14 protein-coding genes are annotated in these 16,012 nt (G+C 73.8%); 7 read left to right on the forward strand and 7 right to left on the reverse strand.

What is annotated here, in order from left to right; genetic code table 11:
- Positions 1-28: 28 nt before the first annotated feature.
- On the reverse strand, positions 29-1,120 hold the full coding sequence (locus A0J59_RS02400; RefSeq protein ID WP_082379975.1) for a 4-hydroxy-3-methylbut-2-enyl diphosphate reductase: 1,092 nt from the start codon (positions 1,118-1,120) through the stop codon (positions 29-31).
- A gap of 228 nt (positions 1,121-1,348) precedes the next feature.
- On the opposite strand from A0J59_RS02400, the gene A0J59_RS21070 reads away from it, so the two are divergent.
- From A0J59_RS21070 to A0J59_RS02420, 4 genes are all read left to right on the forward strand, one after another.
- Positions 1,349-2,800: a polysaccharide deacetylase family protein gene (locus A0J59_RS21070; RefSeq protein WP_082379976.1), complete on the forward strand. Its 1,452-nt coding sequence runs from the start codon at positions 1,349-1,351 to the stop codon at positions 2,798-2,800.
- A gap of 82 nt (positions 2,801-2,882) precedes the next feature.
- The gene (xseA, locus tag A0J59_RS02410; RefSeq protein WP_082918675.1) at positions 2,883-4,226 is read left to right on the forward strand and encodes an exodeoxyribonuclease VII large subunit; all 1,344 of its coding nucleotides are present in this window, start codon (positions 2,883-2,885) and stop codon (positions 4,224-4,226) included.
- A gap of 61 nt (positions 4,227-4,287) precedes the next feature.
- Positions 4,288-4,584 carry an exodeoxyribonuclease VII small subunit gene (locus A0J59_RS02415; protein ID WP_064315103.1) on the forward strand — a complete coding sequence of 99 codons (297 nt, stop codon included), beginning with the start codon at positions 4,288-4,290 and terminating at the stop codon, positions 4,582-4,584.
- Positions 4,581-5,546: a carbohydrate kinase gene (locus A0J59_RS02420; RefSeq protein ID WP_064315104.1), complete on the forward strand. Its 966-nt coding sequence runs from the start codon at positions 4,581-4,583 to the stop codon at positions 5,544-5,546. Before A0J59_RS02415 ends, A0J59_RS02420 begins: the two co-directional genes overlap by 4 nt.
- A 57-nt stretch (positions 5,547-5,603) precedes the next feature.
- Here the strand turns inward: A0J59_RS02420 and A0J59_RS02425 are convergent, their stop codons facing one another.
- The 4 genes from A0J59_RS02425 to A0J59_RS02440 form a co-directional block, all read right to left on the reverse strand.
- Complete coding sequence (locus A0J59_RS02425) at positions 5,604-6,857, reverse strand: ABC transporter ATP-binding protein (RefSeq protein ID WP_064315105.1); 1,254 nt, start codon at positions 6,855-6,857, stop codon at positions 5,604-5,606.
- 103 nt (positions 6,858-6,960) lie between these two features.
- Positions 6,961-7,812 (reverse strand): carbohydrate ABC transporter permease, encoded by an 852-nt coding sequence (locus A0J59_RS02430; RefSeq protein ID WP_064315106.1) that lies wholly within the window; start codon positions 7,810-7,812, stop codon positions 6,961-6,963.
- Positions 7,812-8,879 carry a carbohydrate ABC transporter permease gene (locus A0J59_RS02435; RefSeq protein ID WP_082141189.1) on the reverse strand — a complete coding sequence of 356 codons (1,068 nt, stop codon included), beginning with the start codon at positions 8,877-8,879 and terminating at the stop codon, positions 7,812-7,814. Before A0J59_RS02435 ends, A0J59_RS02430 begins: the two co-directional genes overlap by 1 nt.
- Complete coding sequence (locus tag A0J59_RS02440; RefSeq protein WP_053369762.1) at positions 8,876-10,168, reverse strand: extracellular solute-binding protein; 1,293 nt, start codon at positions 10,166-10,168, stop codon at positions 8,876-8,878. Before A0J59_RS02440 ends, A0J59_RS02435 begins: the two co-directional genes overlap by 4 nt.
- Before the next feature lie 128 nt (positions 10,169-10,296).
- On the opposite strand from A0J59_RS02440, the gene A0J59_RS02445 reads away from it, so the two are divergent.
- Both A0J59_RS02445 and A0J59_RS02450 read left to right on the forward strand, forming a co-directional pair.
- On the forward strand, positions 10,297-10,974 hold the full coding sequence (locus tag A0J59_RS02445; protein ID WP_047232765.1) for a carbonic anhydrase: 678 nt from the start codon (positions 10,297-10,299) through the stop codon (positions 10,972-10,974).
- Positions 10,975-11,072: 98 nt separating this feature from the next.
- Positions 11,073-12,518, forward strand: coding sequence for a class II fumarate hydratase (locus tag A0J59_RS02450; RefSeq protein WP_047232764.1), 1,446 nt, complete (start codon positions 11,073-11,075; stop codon positions 12,516-12,518).
- Positions 12,519-12,599: 81 nt separating this feature from the next.
- On the opposite strand, the gene A0J59_RS02455 is transcribed toward A0J59_RS02450, so the two are convergent.
- On the reverse strand, positions 12,600-13,088 hold the full coding sequence (locus A0J59_RS02455) for a MarR family winged helix-turn-helix transcriptional regulator (protein WP_064315107.1): 489 nt from the start codon (positions 13,086-13,088) through the stop codon (positions 12,600-12,602).
- A 75-nt stretch (positions 13,089-13,163) separates the two neighbouring features.
- Between A0J59_RS02455 and A0J59_RS02460 the strand changes: the two genes are divergently transcribed.
- A complete protein-coding gene (locus A0J59_RS02460; protein WP_064315108.1) occupies positions 13,164-14,576 on the forward strand; it encodes an FUSC family protein in 1,413 nt (470 codons plus the stop codon).
- Positions 14,577-14,634: 58 nt separating this feature from the next.
- Here A0J59_RS02460 and A0J59_RS02465 read toward each other — a convergent pair whose 3' ends face one another.
- Positions 14,635-15,972 carry a PhoH family protein gene (locus A0J59_RS02465; RefSeq protein WP_047232762.1) on the reverse strand — a complete coding sequence of 446 codons (1,338 nt, stop codon included), beginning with the start codon at positions 15,970-15,972 and terminating at the stop codon, positions 14,635-14,637.
- Between the last annotated feature and the right edge of the window lie 40 nt (positions 15,973-16,012).

Consider the following 16,012-nt stretch of genomic DNA (forward strand, 5'->3'; position numbering starts at 1 on the left):
AGCCGGCGGCTGCGGGCGACCCCGACCGTCAGACGGGCTGGACGGAGAGCGAGGTGCGGCCCCCGCGCGCCGGGCGACCGCCGTCGGACCCGGACGACTTGAGGTCCGCGCGCAGCTCGCGCGGCAGCGAGAACATGAGGTCCTCCGTCGCGGTGCGCACCTCCTCGACCTCGCCGAACCCGCGCTCCGCGAGGTAGGCGATCACGTCGTCCACGAGGATCTCGGGCACCGACGCGCCCGACGTCACCCCGACGGTCGTCGCGCCGTCGAGCCAGGCCGGGTCGATCTCCTTCGCGCGGTCGACCCGGTACGACGCCCCGGCACCCGCCTGGAGCGCGACCTCGACGAGGCGCACCGAGTTCGACGAGTTCGCCGAGCCGACGACGATGACGACGTCCGCGTCGGGCGCGAGCTTCTTCACCGCGACCTGGCGGTTCTGCGTCGCGTAGCAGATGTCGTCGCTCGGCGGGTCCTGGAGCGTCGGGAACTTCTCCCGCAGCCGACGGACGGTCTCCATGGTCTCGTCGACGGAGAGCGTGGTCTGCGAGATCCACACGACCTTGTCGGGGTCGCGGACCACGACGTCGTCGACGTGGTCGGGCGAGTCGACGACCTGGACGTGGTCGGGCGCCTCGCCCGCCGTGCCCTCGACCTCCTCGTGCCCCGTGTGGCCGATGAGGAGGATGTCGTAGTCGTCCTTCGCGAAGCGCACGGCCTCCTTGTGCACCTTGGTCACGAGCGGGCACGTGGCGTCGATCGTGTCGAGGTTGCGGGCGGCCGCGGCGGCCTTCACCGCGGGCGAGACGCCGTGCGCCGAGAACACGACGCGCGCGCCCTCCGGCACCTCGTCGGTCTCGTCGACGAACACCGCGCCGCGCTCGCTCAACGTCTCGACGACGAACTTGTTGTGGACGATCTCCTTGCGCACGTACACCGGCGCGCCGTAGTGCTCGAGCGCCTTCTCGACCGCGACGACGGCCCGGTCCACGCCCGCGCAGTAGCCGCGCGGCGCGGCCAGCAGGACGCGCTTGCGGGGTGCCGCGTTCTGCGGGGCCGCCTCCGACGGGACGGCGGGGCGGTCGGACGGGTGCGCGGACGAGCCGGCGGGGAGGTCGCTCACGCCACCGAGTCTAGGCGAGCGCCCGCGCGCCGACCCCGGTGAGGCCCGTCACCGCCGGCCGCACCCGTGCCCCTCCCGCCCTCCTCACAGCACCGACGCCGGTGCTCCACCGTCCCTCCGCGACTCGCTCGCACGAGGGGCACGGGCGGCCGACCGGGAGACGGATCTCACCCCGGCGGGACCGCGCCCCGGGTCGCCGGACGTCCGACCGCCCCGGAGGATCGAGTGATGGCCGACGACCTCGACCCGACCCACCCCGAGACCCCTGACGCGTCCGACCGGCACCCGTCCGGGGGGCCCGCCGACCCCGCCGAGCCGACACGACCACGGCGCCGCGTGTGGCCGTGGCTCGTGCCCGGGGTCGCCGTCGTGGTGGCGGGGGCGCTGGTCCTCACGGCGTCCGTGGAGCACGACCGGTGGGTCGGGTCCGTCGAGCGGTACCACGCCGACGTCACGGAGGCCGAGCGCGACGCCGTGACCGCCCGTGCCGAGGCGGAGGCGGCATACCTGCCCCGCCTCGCGACGCTCGCCGCGGCGGAGGTGGTCGGTGGCGCCGTGCTGGCGCAGAGCGAGGGCCAGGTCGAGGACCCCGCCGTGCGCGACCCGCTGGCAGCGGCGCTGCCGGAGGCCGCGACGCTCGTCGGCGCGCCCGTCGAGTACCCGGTCGAGGACCGCACGGTCGACGCGCTCACGCGCCCGAACCCCTTCTTCCCTCGCTCCCTGCCGGAGCGCCGGTTCGAGGTCGTCACGGGGTCCACGCCGTCGCCCGAGGCGCTCGACGACGCGACGGCGGCGGTCGTCGGGGCGACGCAGGACGTCGCGTCGGCGTGGCAGCAGTGGGCGTACGACGGGCTCGAGGACGCCGTCGCGGAGGGCCGCCCGGTGCTCACCGAGTCGGCGGGGCTCGTCTCCGACGAGGGGCACCGCACGTCGCTCGACGCCGCGCTCGCCGCCGCCGACCCCTCTCTCGACGCCGGCGTGGGGGGCGCCCCCGTTGCCGAGGTGGTCGCGCAGCGGGACGCCGTGCTCGGCGCCACCGAGGCGGTGTGGACCGACCGGCTGGAGCTGACGCTCCAGCAGCGCCGCGAGCTGGGGCGGGCGCAGGGGGTGGACTGCACGGTCGACCGGTGCGTCGCCCTGACGTTCGACGACGGGCCGGGCGCGGACACCGAGCGCCTGCTGAAGACGCTCGCGGAGAAGCACGTCACCGCGACGTTCTTCCTCGTCGGGACCAACGTCGAGAAGCGCCCCGACGTGGTGCGGGACACCGCCGCCGGGGGCCACCTGCTCGCGAACCACACGTGGGACCACCCGCAGCTCACGACGCTCGACGACGACGAGGTGCGCGCCGAGCTCGAGCGCACGCAGGAGGCGATCACGGAGGCCTCCGGCGAGACACCCACGTTCCTCCGTCCCCCGTACGGCGACGTCGACGACCGCGTCCGGTCGGTCGCGACGCGCACGGGGCTCCAGGTGATCCTGTGGAACCTCGACACGCTCGACTGGAAGACCAAGGACGCCGCGGAGACCCGACGGCGCGCCGTCGAGGGTGCCCGACCGGGCAGCGTCGTCCTCATGCACGACATCCACGCCACGACGGTCGACGCCGTTCCCGGCATCATCGACGACCTGCGCGCCGAGGGGTACACGCTCGTGACGGTCGACCTGCTCGCACCGTGAGCGGGCGCCCAGCGACGGCGGCGCCCGCTCCGCGCGGTGGGCGCGCCGGGTGGGCGTGGGTGGGGTGCGGCAGGCTGGTCCCGTGACCGCCTCGCTCCCCCTGCCCGACGACGTCCCCGGGCCGGCCACGCCGTCCGCGCGGCCTCCTCGGCCCGGGGACCGCGGCCCGCTGCCGACACGCGCGCTCGAGACGAGCGCGGACCACCCGTGGCCCGTGCGGCTCCTCGCCCGCAAGATCGAGCAGTACGTGGACCGGATGGCGCCGGTGTGGGTCGAGGGCCAGGTCGTCCAGCTCAACCGCCGCCCGGGCACGTCGACCGCGTTCCTCACGCTGCGCGACACCGACCTGGACATGTCCCTGCCCGTCTCCGCGGCCACGCGCGTGCTCGACGGCACGCCGCTGACGGAGGGCGCGCACGTCGTCGTGCACGCCAAGCCGGTCTTCTGGACGCGACGCGGCACGCTCCAGCTCCAGGCGCGCGAGATCCGGCCGGTGGGCGTGGGCGACCTGCTCGCGCGCATCGAGCACCTCAAGCGCGTGCTCGCGGCCGAGGGGCTGTTCGACGCCGCCCGCAAGCACCCGCTCCCGTTCCTGCCGAAGGTCGTCGGGCTCGTGTGCGGACGGGAGTCCAAGGCCGAGCACGACGTGGTGGTCAACGCACGCGCCCGCTGGCCCCAGGTGCGGTTCGAGATCCGGGAGGTCGCGGTCCAGGGCGCGCACGCGGTCCAGCAGGTCGGCGACGCGATCCGGGCGCTCGACGCCGACCCGGACGTCGAGGTGATCGTGGTCGCGCGCGGCGGCGGCGCGGTGGAGGACCTGCTGCCCTTCTCGAACGAGGCCCTCGTCCGGGTCGCGGCGGCGTGCCGCACCCCGCTCGTGAGCGCGATCGGGCACGAGACGGACAGCCCGCTCCTCGACCTCGTGGCGGACTACCGCGCCTCGACCCCGACGGCCGCGGCGAAGCGCGTCGTTCCGGACGTCGCGGAGGAACGGGCCCGGGTGGCGCAGGGCCGTCACCGGCTGCGGACGGCGGTCGCAGGGCGCGTGGCGCGGGAGCAGGCCCTGCTCGACGGCCTCCGGTCCCGCCCGGTCCTGGCCACTCCCCACACGATGCTCGCCGACCACGCCGAGCGCGTGACCGCGCTGCGCGACCGCGCACGACGCGCCCTCGACACGCGGCTCGTGCGCGCCTCGGGCGAGGTGGGCCGGTTGGAGGCCCAGGTCCGCGCCCTGTCGCCGGCGTCGACGCTGGAGCGGGGGTACGCCGTCGTGCAGCGGACGGACGGCCACGTGGTCCGCTCCCCCGACGACGTTGCGGCGGGAGACGTGGTCCACGTGCGGCTCGCACGCGGTGCGCTCGACGCGGCGGTCACCGCCACGCACGACGACGGGCCCGCGCCCGACGCTTCCCGGGACGCGTCGTGAGGCGCGTCCCGCAGCCCGAGGTGTCCGGCTCCCGGACGTCCGGTCCGACCACGATGCAGAGATGGGGTTGAATACTGCCGTGACTTCCTTTGACAACGCTGTCACGCCCGACGTCGCGACGCTCTCCTACGAGCAGGCGCGCGACGAGCTCGTGCAGGTCGTCGCGCGGCTCGAGGCCGGCGGCGAGCCGCTCGAGGCGTCGCTCGCGCTCTGGGAGCGCGGCGAGGCGCTGGCCGCGCGCTGCCAGGAGTGGCTCGACGGCGCGCGTGCCCGGCTCGATGCGGCACGCGCCCCGCAGGGACGCACGCACGACGAGCCCGACGAGACCCCCGACGACACCACCGGAGACGACCGATGAGCACCTCCCCCGCCGCCCCCTCGACCGACGGCGCCCCTGCGCAGGGCGAGCACGTGCTCGTCGTCGGAGAGGCGCTGATCGACGTCGTGCACCGCGCCGACGGCAGCGTCGACGAGCACCCCGGCGGCAGCCTGGCCAACGTCGCCCTCACCCTCGGGCGGCTCGGCCGCGACGCACGCCTGGCCACGTGGCTCGGCCCGGACGAGCGCGGCGACGCGATCCGGGCCTGGCTCGACGACTCCACCGTGACGCTCACCCCCGGCAGCACCGACGCCGAGAGGACCAGCGTCGCCACCGCCCACCTCGACGCCCACGGCGCCGCGACCTACGACTTCGACCTGGAGTGGCGCGTCCCGGCGGGCACCGCCCCGGACGCCGGGACGCTCGCCGTGCACACCGGCTCGATCGCCGCCGTCCTGGAGCCCGGCGCGTCGGACGTGCGCGCCCTGGTCGCCGCCGCCCGCGACACCGCCACGATCACGTACGACCCCAACGCCCGCCCCGCCCTCATGGGCGACCCCGCCGACGCCCGCACCCGGATCGAGGCGCTCGTCGCGCTCGCCGACGTCGTCAAGGTCAGCGACGAGGACCTCGCCTGGCTCGCACCCGGCACCGACCCCGTCGACCTCGCCCACCAGTGGCTCGCGCTCGGCCCCGCGCTCGTCGTCATCACCTACGGCGGCGAGGGCGCCCTCGCCCTCACCGCCACCGGCGAGCAGCGCATCACCGCCCCGCGCGTGGACGTCGTGGACACCGTCGGCGCGGGCGACTCCTTCATGGGCGCGCTCCTCGACGGGCTCTGGGACGCAGGCCTCCTCGGCGCGGACCGCCGCGACGCCCTGCACGCGATCGCCCCCGCCACGCTCACCGGCCTGCTCGAACGCTGCGCCGCCGTCGCCGCCGTCACCGTCTCCCGCGCCGGCGCCAACCCGCCCCGCCGCGAGGAGCTCGCGTCCGCCTGAACAGGTCCCCGGCGCACGTCGGCCGCCCGGGCAGGTCGCCCGGGCGGCCGACGTTCCTCAGACCTGGGCGTCCTGCTTCTGCGCGCGCTCCAGCGAACGCCGGCGGTCCTCGGTGTTCTCCTCCTCGATGCGGTCGGCCTCGGCGTCGTCGCGCGTGAGGTTCTCGCTCGTCTCGGGGTCGAAGATCATCATCTTCGTCGGGTCGAACCAGAGCTCCGTGGTGTCGCCGTCGCGCACGCGCGACGCGGAGTCCAGGGCGACGACGAACTGGCTGCGCAGGCCCTCGCCGTCGAGCTCGCGGTCCAGCTCCTCGAGCTGGCCCTTCACGGACTCGTGCATGTCGAACGGCACGTAGGCGTAGAGCTCCGCCCCGAGCCACTCGGTGACGTCGATCTGGATCTCGAACGTGTGGCCGCGGTCCTTCTTGGACGGGTCCACGAGCCGCGCGTCCTCGAAGTGCTCGGGACGCAGTCCCACGATGACGAGGCTCCGGTCGCCGACGACCGACGCGACGCTCTCCGGCATGTCGAACTCGCCGAACGGCAGCGTGATCCGCCCGCCCGACACCTCGCCCGGCAGGAAGTTCATGGGCGGCGTTCCGATGAACCCCGCGACGAACAGGTTGACCGGCTGCTCGTAGAGCCCGCGCGGGCTCGCGACCTGCTGGAGCACGCCGCGGCGCAGCACCGCGACGCGGTCGCCGAGCGTCATGGCCTCGGTCTGGTCGTGCGTGACGTAGACGGTCGTCGTGCCGAGGCGCCGCTGGAGGCGCGCGATCTCGGTGCGGGTCTGCCCGCGCAGCTTGGCGTCGAGGTTCGAGAGCGGCTCGTCGAAGAGGAACGCCTTCGCGTCGCGCACGATCGCGCGCCCCATCGCGACGCGCTGGCGCTGGCCGCCGGAGAGGTTCGCGGGCTTACGGTCCAGGTGCTCGCGCAGGTCGAGCATGTCGGCCGCACGCTCGACCTTCTCGCGGATCTCCTCCTCGCTGTGCTTGCCCTTGGCGAGGCGCAGCGGGAACGCGATGTTCTCGGCCACCGTGAGGTGCGGGTAGAGCGCGTAGTTCTGGAACACCATCGCGAGGTCGCGCTCGCGTGGTGCCTTCTCGTTGACGCGCGCGCCGTCGATGTCGAGCTCGCCGGACGTGATGTCCTCCAGCCCGACGATCATGCGCAGGACCGTGGACTTCCCCGAGCCGGACGGCCCGACGAGGATGACGAACTCGCCGTCGGCGATGTCGAGGTTCACGCGGTCGACCGCGAGGAACCCGTCGCCGTAGCGCTTGACGATGTCCTTGAGGGTGATCGACGCCATCAGCTCTCTCCTCGGGTTCGGCGTGCGGCACGGTGCCCGACGGCGCGGGCGGGGCGCGGCGGTGCCGCGGCGGGTAGCGGGGTGGCCGGCAGGGCGGTGGTGCTCATCCCTTCACCGCACCCTGGGTCAGGCCCGAGACGATCTGGCGCTGGAACAGCACGACGAGCACGACGACCGGGATCGTCACGACGACGGCCGCCGCGGAGATCGCGCCGGTCGGCTCCTCGAAGTACGACGCGCCGGTGAAGAACGCGAGCGCCGCCGGGACCGGACGGGCCGCGCTCGTCGACGTGAGCGAGATGCCGTAGACGAAGTCGTTCCACGCGATGAAGAACGCGATGAGCGCCGTCGTGAAGACGCCGGGCGCCGCGAGGGGGACGATCGCCTTGCGGAACGCCTGCCAGGGGGTCGCGCCGTCGACCTGCGCGGCCTGCTCGAGCTCCCACGGGATCTGCCGGAAGAACGCGGCGAGCGTCCAGATGGAGATCGGGAGCGTGAGCGACAGGTACGGGATGATGAGGCCGAGCCACGTGTCGTACAGGCCGATGTTGCGCCACAGGTTGAACAGCGGCGTGACGATCGAGACGACCGGGAAGATCGAGACGCCGAGCGCCGTCGTGAGGATGAGGCGCTTGCCCGGGAAGTTCAGGCGCGCGATCGCGTACGCGCACAGCGTCGCGAGCACGACGGCGATGACGGTCGCGATGAGCGAGATGCCGATCGAGTTGCGCAGCGCGGAGAGGAACAGCTCCTGCGCCGACCCGCCCGAGGCAAGGATCTGCTCGTAGTTCTCGGTGCTCCACTGCGGCGGCAGGAACGTCCCGGAGTTGATGTCGCTGGGCCCCTTGAAGCTCGTCATGAAGATCGACACCACGGGGAACAGCGACCCGACGAGGACGACGACCGTGATGACGGCCCACCAGACCTTGGCCCGGGTGCTGAGGACGCTGCCCATCACTTCTCCCCCCTCGCGCCGGCGAGATCCACCTTGAAGAGCTTGATCGCGATGAAGCAGATGAGCACGACGCACAGGAACAGCAGCACCGAGATGGCCGAGCCCATACCGATCTGGAGCTGACCGATCGAGGTGCGGTAGGCGAGCAGGGACAGCACCTCGGTGCCGTTCGCGCCGTTCGTCATGATGAAGACGTTGTCGAAGATCCGGAACGCGTCGAGCGCGCGGAACAGCACGGCGACCATGATCGCGGCCTTCATGTTCGGCACGATGACGCGCGTGAACCGCTGCCAGGCGGTCGCGCCGTCGACCTTCGCGGCCTCCTCGAGGTCGCCCGGCACCTGCGCCAGGCCGGCGAGGAGCAGGAGGGAGATGAACGGCGTCGTCTTCCAGACCTCGGACGCGATGATGACGAAGAGGCTCGTGCCCTGCTGCGCGAACCAGTTGAGGTCCGGTCCGATGCCGGGCACCCAGTCGAACCAGTGGTTGACGTACCCGGACGTGATGTCGAACGCGTAGAACCACGCGAACGCCGAGACGACGGTGATGATGCCGTACGGCACGAGGATTGCGGTGCGCAGGAGCCCGCGCAGGCGCTTGATCGCGCGGTGCATGACGAGCGCGAGCGCGAACCCGAGCACGAGTTCGATGAGCACGGTGACGACCGTGATGAAGAGCGTGACGCCGAGGTCGCGCCACCACACCGAGTCCGTGAGGATCACGACGTAGTTGTTCAGACCCACGAACGCGCGGTCGTCCGGGGCGGTGAGCTTGTAGTTGAAGAGCGAGTCGTAGACCGCCTGGAGGATCGGGTACAGCGTCACGGCGAGCATGACGACGAACGCCGGCCCGGCGAGGTACCACCCGAGGCGCGCCTCGGCGCGGGCCCGGTCGCTGCGCGCGGCCTTCGCCGCGGCGTCGGGCGCGCCGCGGGAGTCGTCCCGGGACTCACGACGGGACTCGCGACGGGACTCGGAGCCGCGACGGGTCGGCGCCTCGTCGGCGGTGGTCGACGGCGTGGCGTGCCGGCCGCGGGGTGCAGGCTCGGCGGGAGGTCCGGCGTTCACAGGAGTCGCTCCCCTCGCAGGACGGCGGTGATGAACTCGGTGGACTCCTGCGGCGTCGTGTCAGGGTCGACGGACGCCGGCGGGTACCACGTCTGCTGGAGGCCCGTGGAGACCTCGTTGTAGAACGGCGTCTGCGGCCGTGGGGCGGCCTGGTCGAGCGAGTCACGGATGACGTCGTACATGGGGAAGGCCTCCTGGACGTCGGGGTCGTCGTAGGCCTTGATGCTCGCGGCGGGGTTCCCGTTGGTCACGAAGTACTCGGCCTGGTTCTCCGGGCTGACGATGCACTGCGCCGCCTCGTACGCGAGGTCGGTGTGCTTGCCGAACGCGCCGATGCCGAGCGAGATGCCGCCGTAGGGCGGGCGGGCGTCGTCGCCCTCCGTGGTCTGCGGGTAGAGGGCCCAGCCGATGTCGTCGAGCAGGGACTGGTCGAGCGACCCCGCGTCGACCGCGCCCTGGGTGGAGGACCAGACGAACGGCCAGTTGACCATGAACGACCCGCGGTCGCCCTGGAACTTCGTCAGGGATGCCGGCTCGTCCTCGCTCGGGAGCCCCGGGCCGCCGACGCCGGACGTGCCGATCTCGCCGATGATGGTCGCGGCGGCCTTGCCCGCGTCGGTGTCGAGGCCGAGCTTCACCTCGTCCGCCGGCGCCTCCGGGTTCTCGAGGATGTGCCCGCCCGCGCCCTCGACGAGCGCGTTGATCCACACCGTCAACGACTCGGCCTTGGCGCCCTGGACCGCGAGGAGCTTGTCCTGGTCCTGTGCGGCCTGCATGATCTGGTCCCACGTGACGGGTTGCGACATGTCGAGCCCTGCGGCCTCGGCGACCGACTTGCGGTACCAGAGGAGCTGGGTGTTGGCCCAGAACGGGATGGCGACCAGCTCGTCCTTCCACGTCGACGCGTCGATCGCGCCCTGCACGACGTCTTGCGTCGTCGCGTCGGCGACGTCGCTGGGCACCGGGGCGAGGAAGTCGGCCTCCGCGAACTCGGCGATGAACACCGGGTCGAGGCTCATGATGTCGATCGACGAGTCCTTCGCCGCGAGGCGGCGGGCGAGCTGCTCGCGCTGCGACGCGGCGTCGCGCGGCAGGAGCTCGGTCTGGATCCGGTACGCGCCCCCGGCGGCCTCCGTGCAGGAGGCGGCGATGTCGGCCTGGCCGCCGTTGTCCGGGTTGATGTACCACGTGAGCACCGGCGTCCCGTCGTCGCCCGGGCCGCACGCGGCGAGCGGCGCCACGAGCCCCACGGCGACCAGGACGGCGAGCGCTCGGGTGCGTCGACGCACGTCAGCTCCCCTCGGTCGCGGCTTCCCCGTCTCCGGGGTGTCACCCCTCATGGATACCGCTCCCCGGCCCGGCCCGCCATGCGAACGGGCACGTCGGGCACGCCCCGACCTGCGCGATGATGGGAGCCATGACCTCTCCCGCCCCCGCACAGCCGGTCCGTTCGCTCACCCCCGCCGAGGCGTGGGCGACGCTGCGAGCCGGCAACGACCGCTTCGTCGCCGACGCCCCGCTGCACCCCTCGCAGGGCGCGGACCGCCGCCGCGAGACCTCGGCCGCGCAGCACCCGCACACGGTGCTGTTCGGGTGCTCGGACTCGCGCGTCGCGGCGGAGATCATCTTCGACCAGGGCCTCGGCGACATGTTCGTCGTGCGCACCGCGGGCCACGTCGTCGACACCACGGTGCTCGGCTCGATCGAGTACGGCGTGGACATCCTCTCCGCGCCGCTCGTCGTGGTGCTCGGGCACGACTCGTGCGGCGCCGTGGGCGCCGCGGTGGAGACGCTCACGACGGGTGCCCAGGCGGACGGGTTCGTCCGGGCCGTCGTCGACCGCGTCATCCCGTCGATCGCGAAGATCACGGGCGCCGGCAACGGCTCGCTCGAGAACCTCGACCCTGCCGTGCTGCGCCGCGAGCACGTGCGCAACACGGTCGACATGCTCCACTCGTACTCCGCGGGCCTGGCGGCCGCGGTCGCGGAGGGGCGCTGCGCGATCGTCGGCGTCGAGTACGACTTCGCCGAGGGCCGCGCCCACCTGGTCGACGTCGTGGGCGAGGTCGGCGAGGCGCCTCTCGCCGACGCCTGAGGCCGCGACGCCGACGCGCGACCGGCCCGGCCCGCGACCCGCGTGACCTCCGTCACGCGGGTTGCGGGTGCCCGCGCGCGGTGCGGCAGGATGGCCCCATGACTGCATCTCCCGAGGCCTCCGGCGCCGCCGCCGGCGAGGCCGCACCGACGACCGAGTACCGCATCGAGCACGACACGATGGGCGAGGTGCGCGTGCCCGCGCAGGCTCTCTACCGCGCGCAGACGCAGCGCGCCGTGGAGAACTTCCCGATCTCCGGCACCCCGCTCGAGCGCGGTCACATCGAGGCCCTCGCGCGCGTGAAGAAGGCCGCGGCCCGGGCGAACGCCGAGCTCGGCGTGCTCGACGAGGACGTCGCCGCCGCCATCGTCGCCGCGGCCGACGAGGTCGCCTCCGGCGCGCACGACGCGCACTTCCCGGTGGACGTCTACCAGACCGGGTCCGGGACGTCGTCGAACATGAACACGAACGAGGTCCTCGCGACGCTCGCCACGCGCTCGCTCGGGCGCGACGTGCACCCGAACGACCACGTCAACGCCTCGCAGTCCTCCAACGACGTCTTCCCCACGTCGGTGCACGTCGCGGCGACCGCCGGCGTCGTGCGCGACCTCGTGCCCGCGCTCGGCCACCTGGCCGAGGCGCTCGAGGCCAAGTCGGCGGAGTTCGCGACCGTCGTGAAGTCGGGCCGCACGCACCTCATGGACGCCACGCCCGTGACGCTCGGCCAGGAGTTCGGCGGGTACGCCGCCGCGATCCGGTACGGCGTCGAGCGGCTGGAGTCGGCGCTCCCCCGCGCCGCGGAGGTCCCGCTCGGCGGCACCGCCGTCGGCACCGGCATCAACACGCCCGCCGGGTTCCCCCAGCGCGTCATCGCGCTGCTCGTCGAGGACACGGGTCTGCCCCTCACGGAGGCGCGCGACCACTTCGAGGCGCAGTCCTCGCGCGACGGCCTCGTCGAGCTCTCGGGCGCGCTGCGCACGATCGCCGTCTCGCTCACCAAGATCTGCAACGACCTGCGCTGGATGGGCTCGGGCCCGAACACGGGTCTCGGCGAGATCTTCATCCCGGACCTGCAGCCGGGCAGCTCGATCATGCCGGGCAAGGTCAACCCCGTCGTGCCCGAGGCCGTGCTCATGGTCGCCGCGCGCGTGATCGGCAACGACGCGACCGTGGCGTGGGCCGGCGCGTCGGGCTCGTTCGAGCTCAACGTGCAGATCCCTGTGATCGCGCAGGGGGTCCTCGAGTCGATCCGCCTCCTCGCGAACGCGTCGCGCGTCCTCGCGGACAAGACCGTCGCGGGCATCACGGCGAACGTCGAGCGGGCCCTCGCGCTCGCCGAGTCCTCGCCGTCGATCGTCACGCCGCTCAACCGCGTGATCGGCTACGAGGCGGCGGCGAAGGTCGCGAAGCACTCCGTCAAGGAGGGCCTCACCGTCCGCCAGGCCGTGATCGACCTCGGCTTCGTCGAGCGCGGCGAGGTCACCGAGGCGCAGCTCGACGAGGCGCTCGACGTGCTGTCGATGACGCGCCCGCCGCAGGCCTGAGCCCTCGGACCGTCCGATCCGCCGTGGAGCCGGGTGGGGTGCGCGCGCACCCCGCCCGGCTCTCGGCGTCTCGGCGTGCGCTCAGTAGTCGACCGGGTCGAGGCGGCGCAACACCACGCCGAGGAGCCGCGCGAGCTCGGCGCGCTCGGCGTCGTCGAGGTCCGCGAGCGCCGCGCGCTCCCGGTCGAGCTGCTGCGGGAACACCTCGTCGACGAGCGCGACGCCGTCCTGCGTGAGGGCGACGAGGACGCCGCGGCGGTCCCGCTCGGCGACGGTCCGCTCGACGAGCCCCGCGCGCTCGAGCCGGTCGAGGCGCTTGGTGATCGACGCTCCGGGGGCGCCGGTCATCGTCGTGACCTCGCCCGCGCGCAGCGGGCGTCCCGCGCGCCGCAGGGCGGCAAGAACGTCGAACTCCGCGCGCGAGACGTCGTGGCGCGCCGCCGAGCGCTCGAGCGCGCCCTCGAGGAGACCAGCAGCACGGCGCAGCCGCGCCCCGACGGCGGAGGTCGAGGTGTCGAGGTCCGGCCGCTGCTCGGCCCATTCCGCTCGCACGCGGTCCACGTAGTCCACCGACCCAGGATAGGGCGGACCTCACAGTGTTTCACCGGTGAAACACCTTCGAATCACCGGTACGGTGGACCGGTCATGCCACTCCTCTCCTCGCTCCCCTCCCCCACGCTGCCCGGCCTCGCACCCGTGCGTGCCGCCGCCCAGGACGTCCTCGACCCCGCCCACCTGCGCGACGCGCTGCGCGTGAGCCCTGCGGACGCGACCCTCGCCGCCGCGCTGCGGTGCGGTGCGGCGGTCGCCCTCGCGATCGCCGTCCCGGGCCTGCTCGGCCGACCCGACCTCGCGGCGTTCGCCTCCCTCGGCGCGCTCACGTCGCTCTACGGCCGGTACGACCCCTACCGCCGCCGCGCCGCCCTCCTCGCCACCGTCGGCGTCCTCATGGCCGGCACGATCGCGGTCTTCACGCTCCTCGCCGCCGCCGGCGTGACCACGCTCGTGACCACGGCGGCCGTCGCGCTGCTCGCCGCGGGCGCGACGGCCTTCTGCCTCGTCGTCCGGACCGGCCCGCCAGGCGCGACGATCGTCGTCTTCGCCGCGGGTGCAGGGCTCGCGGGCTCGCCGGCGCTCGCCGACCTCGGCCCCCGCGTGCTCGCCGGCTCGTCCGGCGCGCTCCTCGCGTGGCTCGTCTGCATGGCCGGTGTACTCGTGCGGCCGACGGCGCCCGCGCGCCTCGCCGTCCGGCGTGCGGCCGACGCCGTCGCGGTCGTCGCGCGGGAGGCGTCGCGTGGCGGGGACGTCGCCCCCGGCGAGCGCCCGACCGACACGGCGCTGCCCGCGCCCTCCCCGCACGGGTCGCACGCCGCACGGGTCGCCGTCGCCCGGGCGCGCGAGGTGCTCGCCGACGACGCGTCGTGGCGGCGGCCCCGCGGCGCCGTCCCCGCGCTCTCCCGCGAGCTCGACGAGATCGAGCGGGCGCTCGACGCCCTGGGCACCCCGCGCGAGGACGCAGCGGCACCCGTGCGCACCTCGCTCACCACTCAGGCGCGGTCCGGCGTCCGTGGCCCGTGGCGGCTCGCGACGGCGCGCGTCGGGGTCGCCGGGCTCGTCGCGGGCGGGGTCGCCGCGGTCGCCGGCCTCGGGCACGGCGCCTGGGCGACCATGGGCTCGACCGCCGTGCTCCAGGGCGAGTCGGCGCGCCACGCCGTCGTGCGGGCGCTGCAGCGGGGAGCCGGCACCGTCGCGGGCGCGCTGCTCGCGTGGCCGCTCCTCGCCGCACCGCTCGGCTTCTGGGGGACGGCCGCGGTCGTCGTGGTGCTCCAGACCGTGACCGAGACCATCGTGAGCCGCCACTACGGGCTCGCGATGCTCACCATCACGCCCATGGCGCTCCTCATGACCTCGCTCGCGCACCCGGCCGACCCGGCCGCGCTCGCGCTCGACCGCGCGCTCGACACGGTCCTGGGCGCCGTCGTCGGCGTGCTCGCGGTGGTCCTCGTCCACCCGCGGACCCGCCCCCGCGCGAGCGAGATCCCCGGTCCGCCGAGGTAGAGGCCGGGTACCGCGAGGTAGAGGCCTGGTCATCGCCAGGCCTCTACCTCGCGGCGGGTCAGACCTCGATCGACTCCAGCATCTCCGTGACGAGCGCCGCGACGGGCGAGCGCTCGGAGCGCGTGAGCGTCACGTGCGCGAACAGCGGGTGGCCCTTGAGCGCCTCGATCACCGCGGCGACGCCGTCGTGCCGCCCCACTCGGAGGTTGTCCCGCTGCGCGACGTCGTGCGTGAGGACGACGCGCGACGACTGCCCGATGCGGGAGAGGACCGTGAGCAGCACGTTGCGCTCGAGCGACTGGGCCTCGTCGACGATGACGAACGCGTCGTGCAGCGAGCGCCCGCGGATGTGCGTGAGCGGCAGCACCTCGAGCATCTCGCGGTCGATCACCTCGTCCAGCACCTGCGGCGAGACGAGCGCGCCGAGCGTGTCGTAGACGGCCTGCGCCCACGGGTTCATCTTCTCGGCCTCGGAGCCGGGGAGGTACCCGAGCTCCTGGCCGCCCACCGCGTAGAGCGGGCGGAACACCATGACCTTGCGGTGCTGGCGGCGCTCCATCACCGCCTCGAGCCCCGCGCACAGCGCGAGCGCCGACTTGCCCGTCCCGGCCCTGCCGCCGAGCGACACGATGCCGACGGACTCGTCGAGCAGCAGGTCGATCGCGACGCGCTGCTCGGCCGAGCGGCCGTGCAGCCCGAACAGCTCGCGGTCGCCGCGCACGAGCTGGACGTGCTTGTCCGCGGTGACCCGGCCGAGGGCCGAGCCGCGCGGCGAGTGCACCACGAGGCCCGTGTGACAGTGCAGCGGCCCGGCGGCCTCGACGACCTCCGGGTCGAGGCTCGTCAGCTCGACGGACTCGTGCTCCCAGAGCGCCGCGGCCTCGGCGTCCGTGAAGGAGATCTCCCCCATGCCCGTCCAGCCCGAGTCCACGGCGAGCTCGTGGCGGTACTCCTCCGCGCGCAGCCCGACCGCCGACGCCTTGACCCGCATCGGCAGGTCCTTCGACACGACCGTCACGTCGTGCCCCTCCGCCGCGAGGTTCGCGGCGACGGACAGGATCCGGGTGTCGTTGTCGCCCAGCCGGAAGCCGGCGGGCAGGACGTCCGGGTCGGTGTGGTTGAGCTCGACGCGCAGGGTCCCGCCGACGTCACCGACGGGGATCGGGGCGTCGAGCCGACCGTGCTTGACGCGCAGGTCGTCGAGCATGCGCAGCGCGCTGCGGGCGAAGTACCCGAGCTCGGCGTGGTGGCGCTTGGCCTCCAGCTCGGTGATGACGACGACCGGGAGGACGACGTCGTGCTCGGCGAACCGCCCGATCGCGCGGGGGTCGCTCAGCAGGACGGAGGTGTCGACGACGAACGTGCGGCGCGCGTCGTCGCTCGCATCGTCCTGCAAGGTGGGTGAGGTACTGGGGGTGGGTGAGGTACCGGGGCGG

This window comes from Cellulosimicrobium sp. I38E, assembly GCF_001647255.1.
In the GTDB taxonomy this organism is placed as follows: Bacteria; Actinomycetota; Actinomycetes; order Actinomycetales; family Cellulomonadaceae; genus Cellulosimicrobium; species Cellulosimicrobium cellulans_E.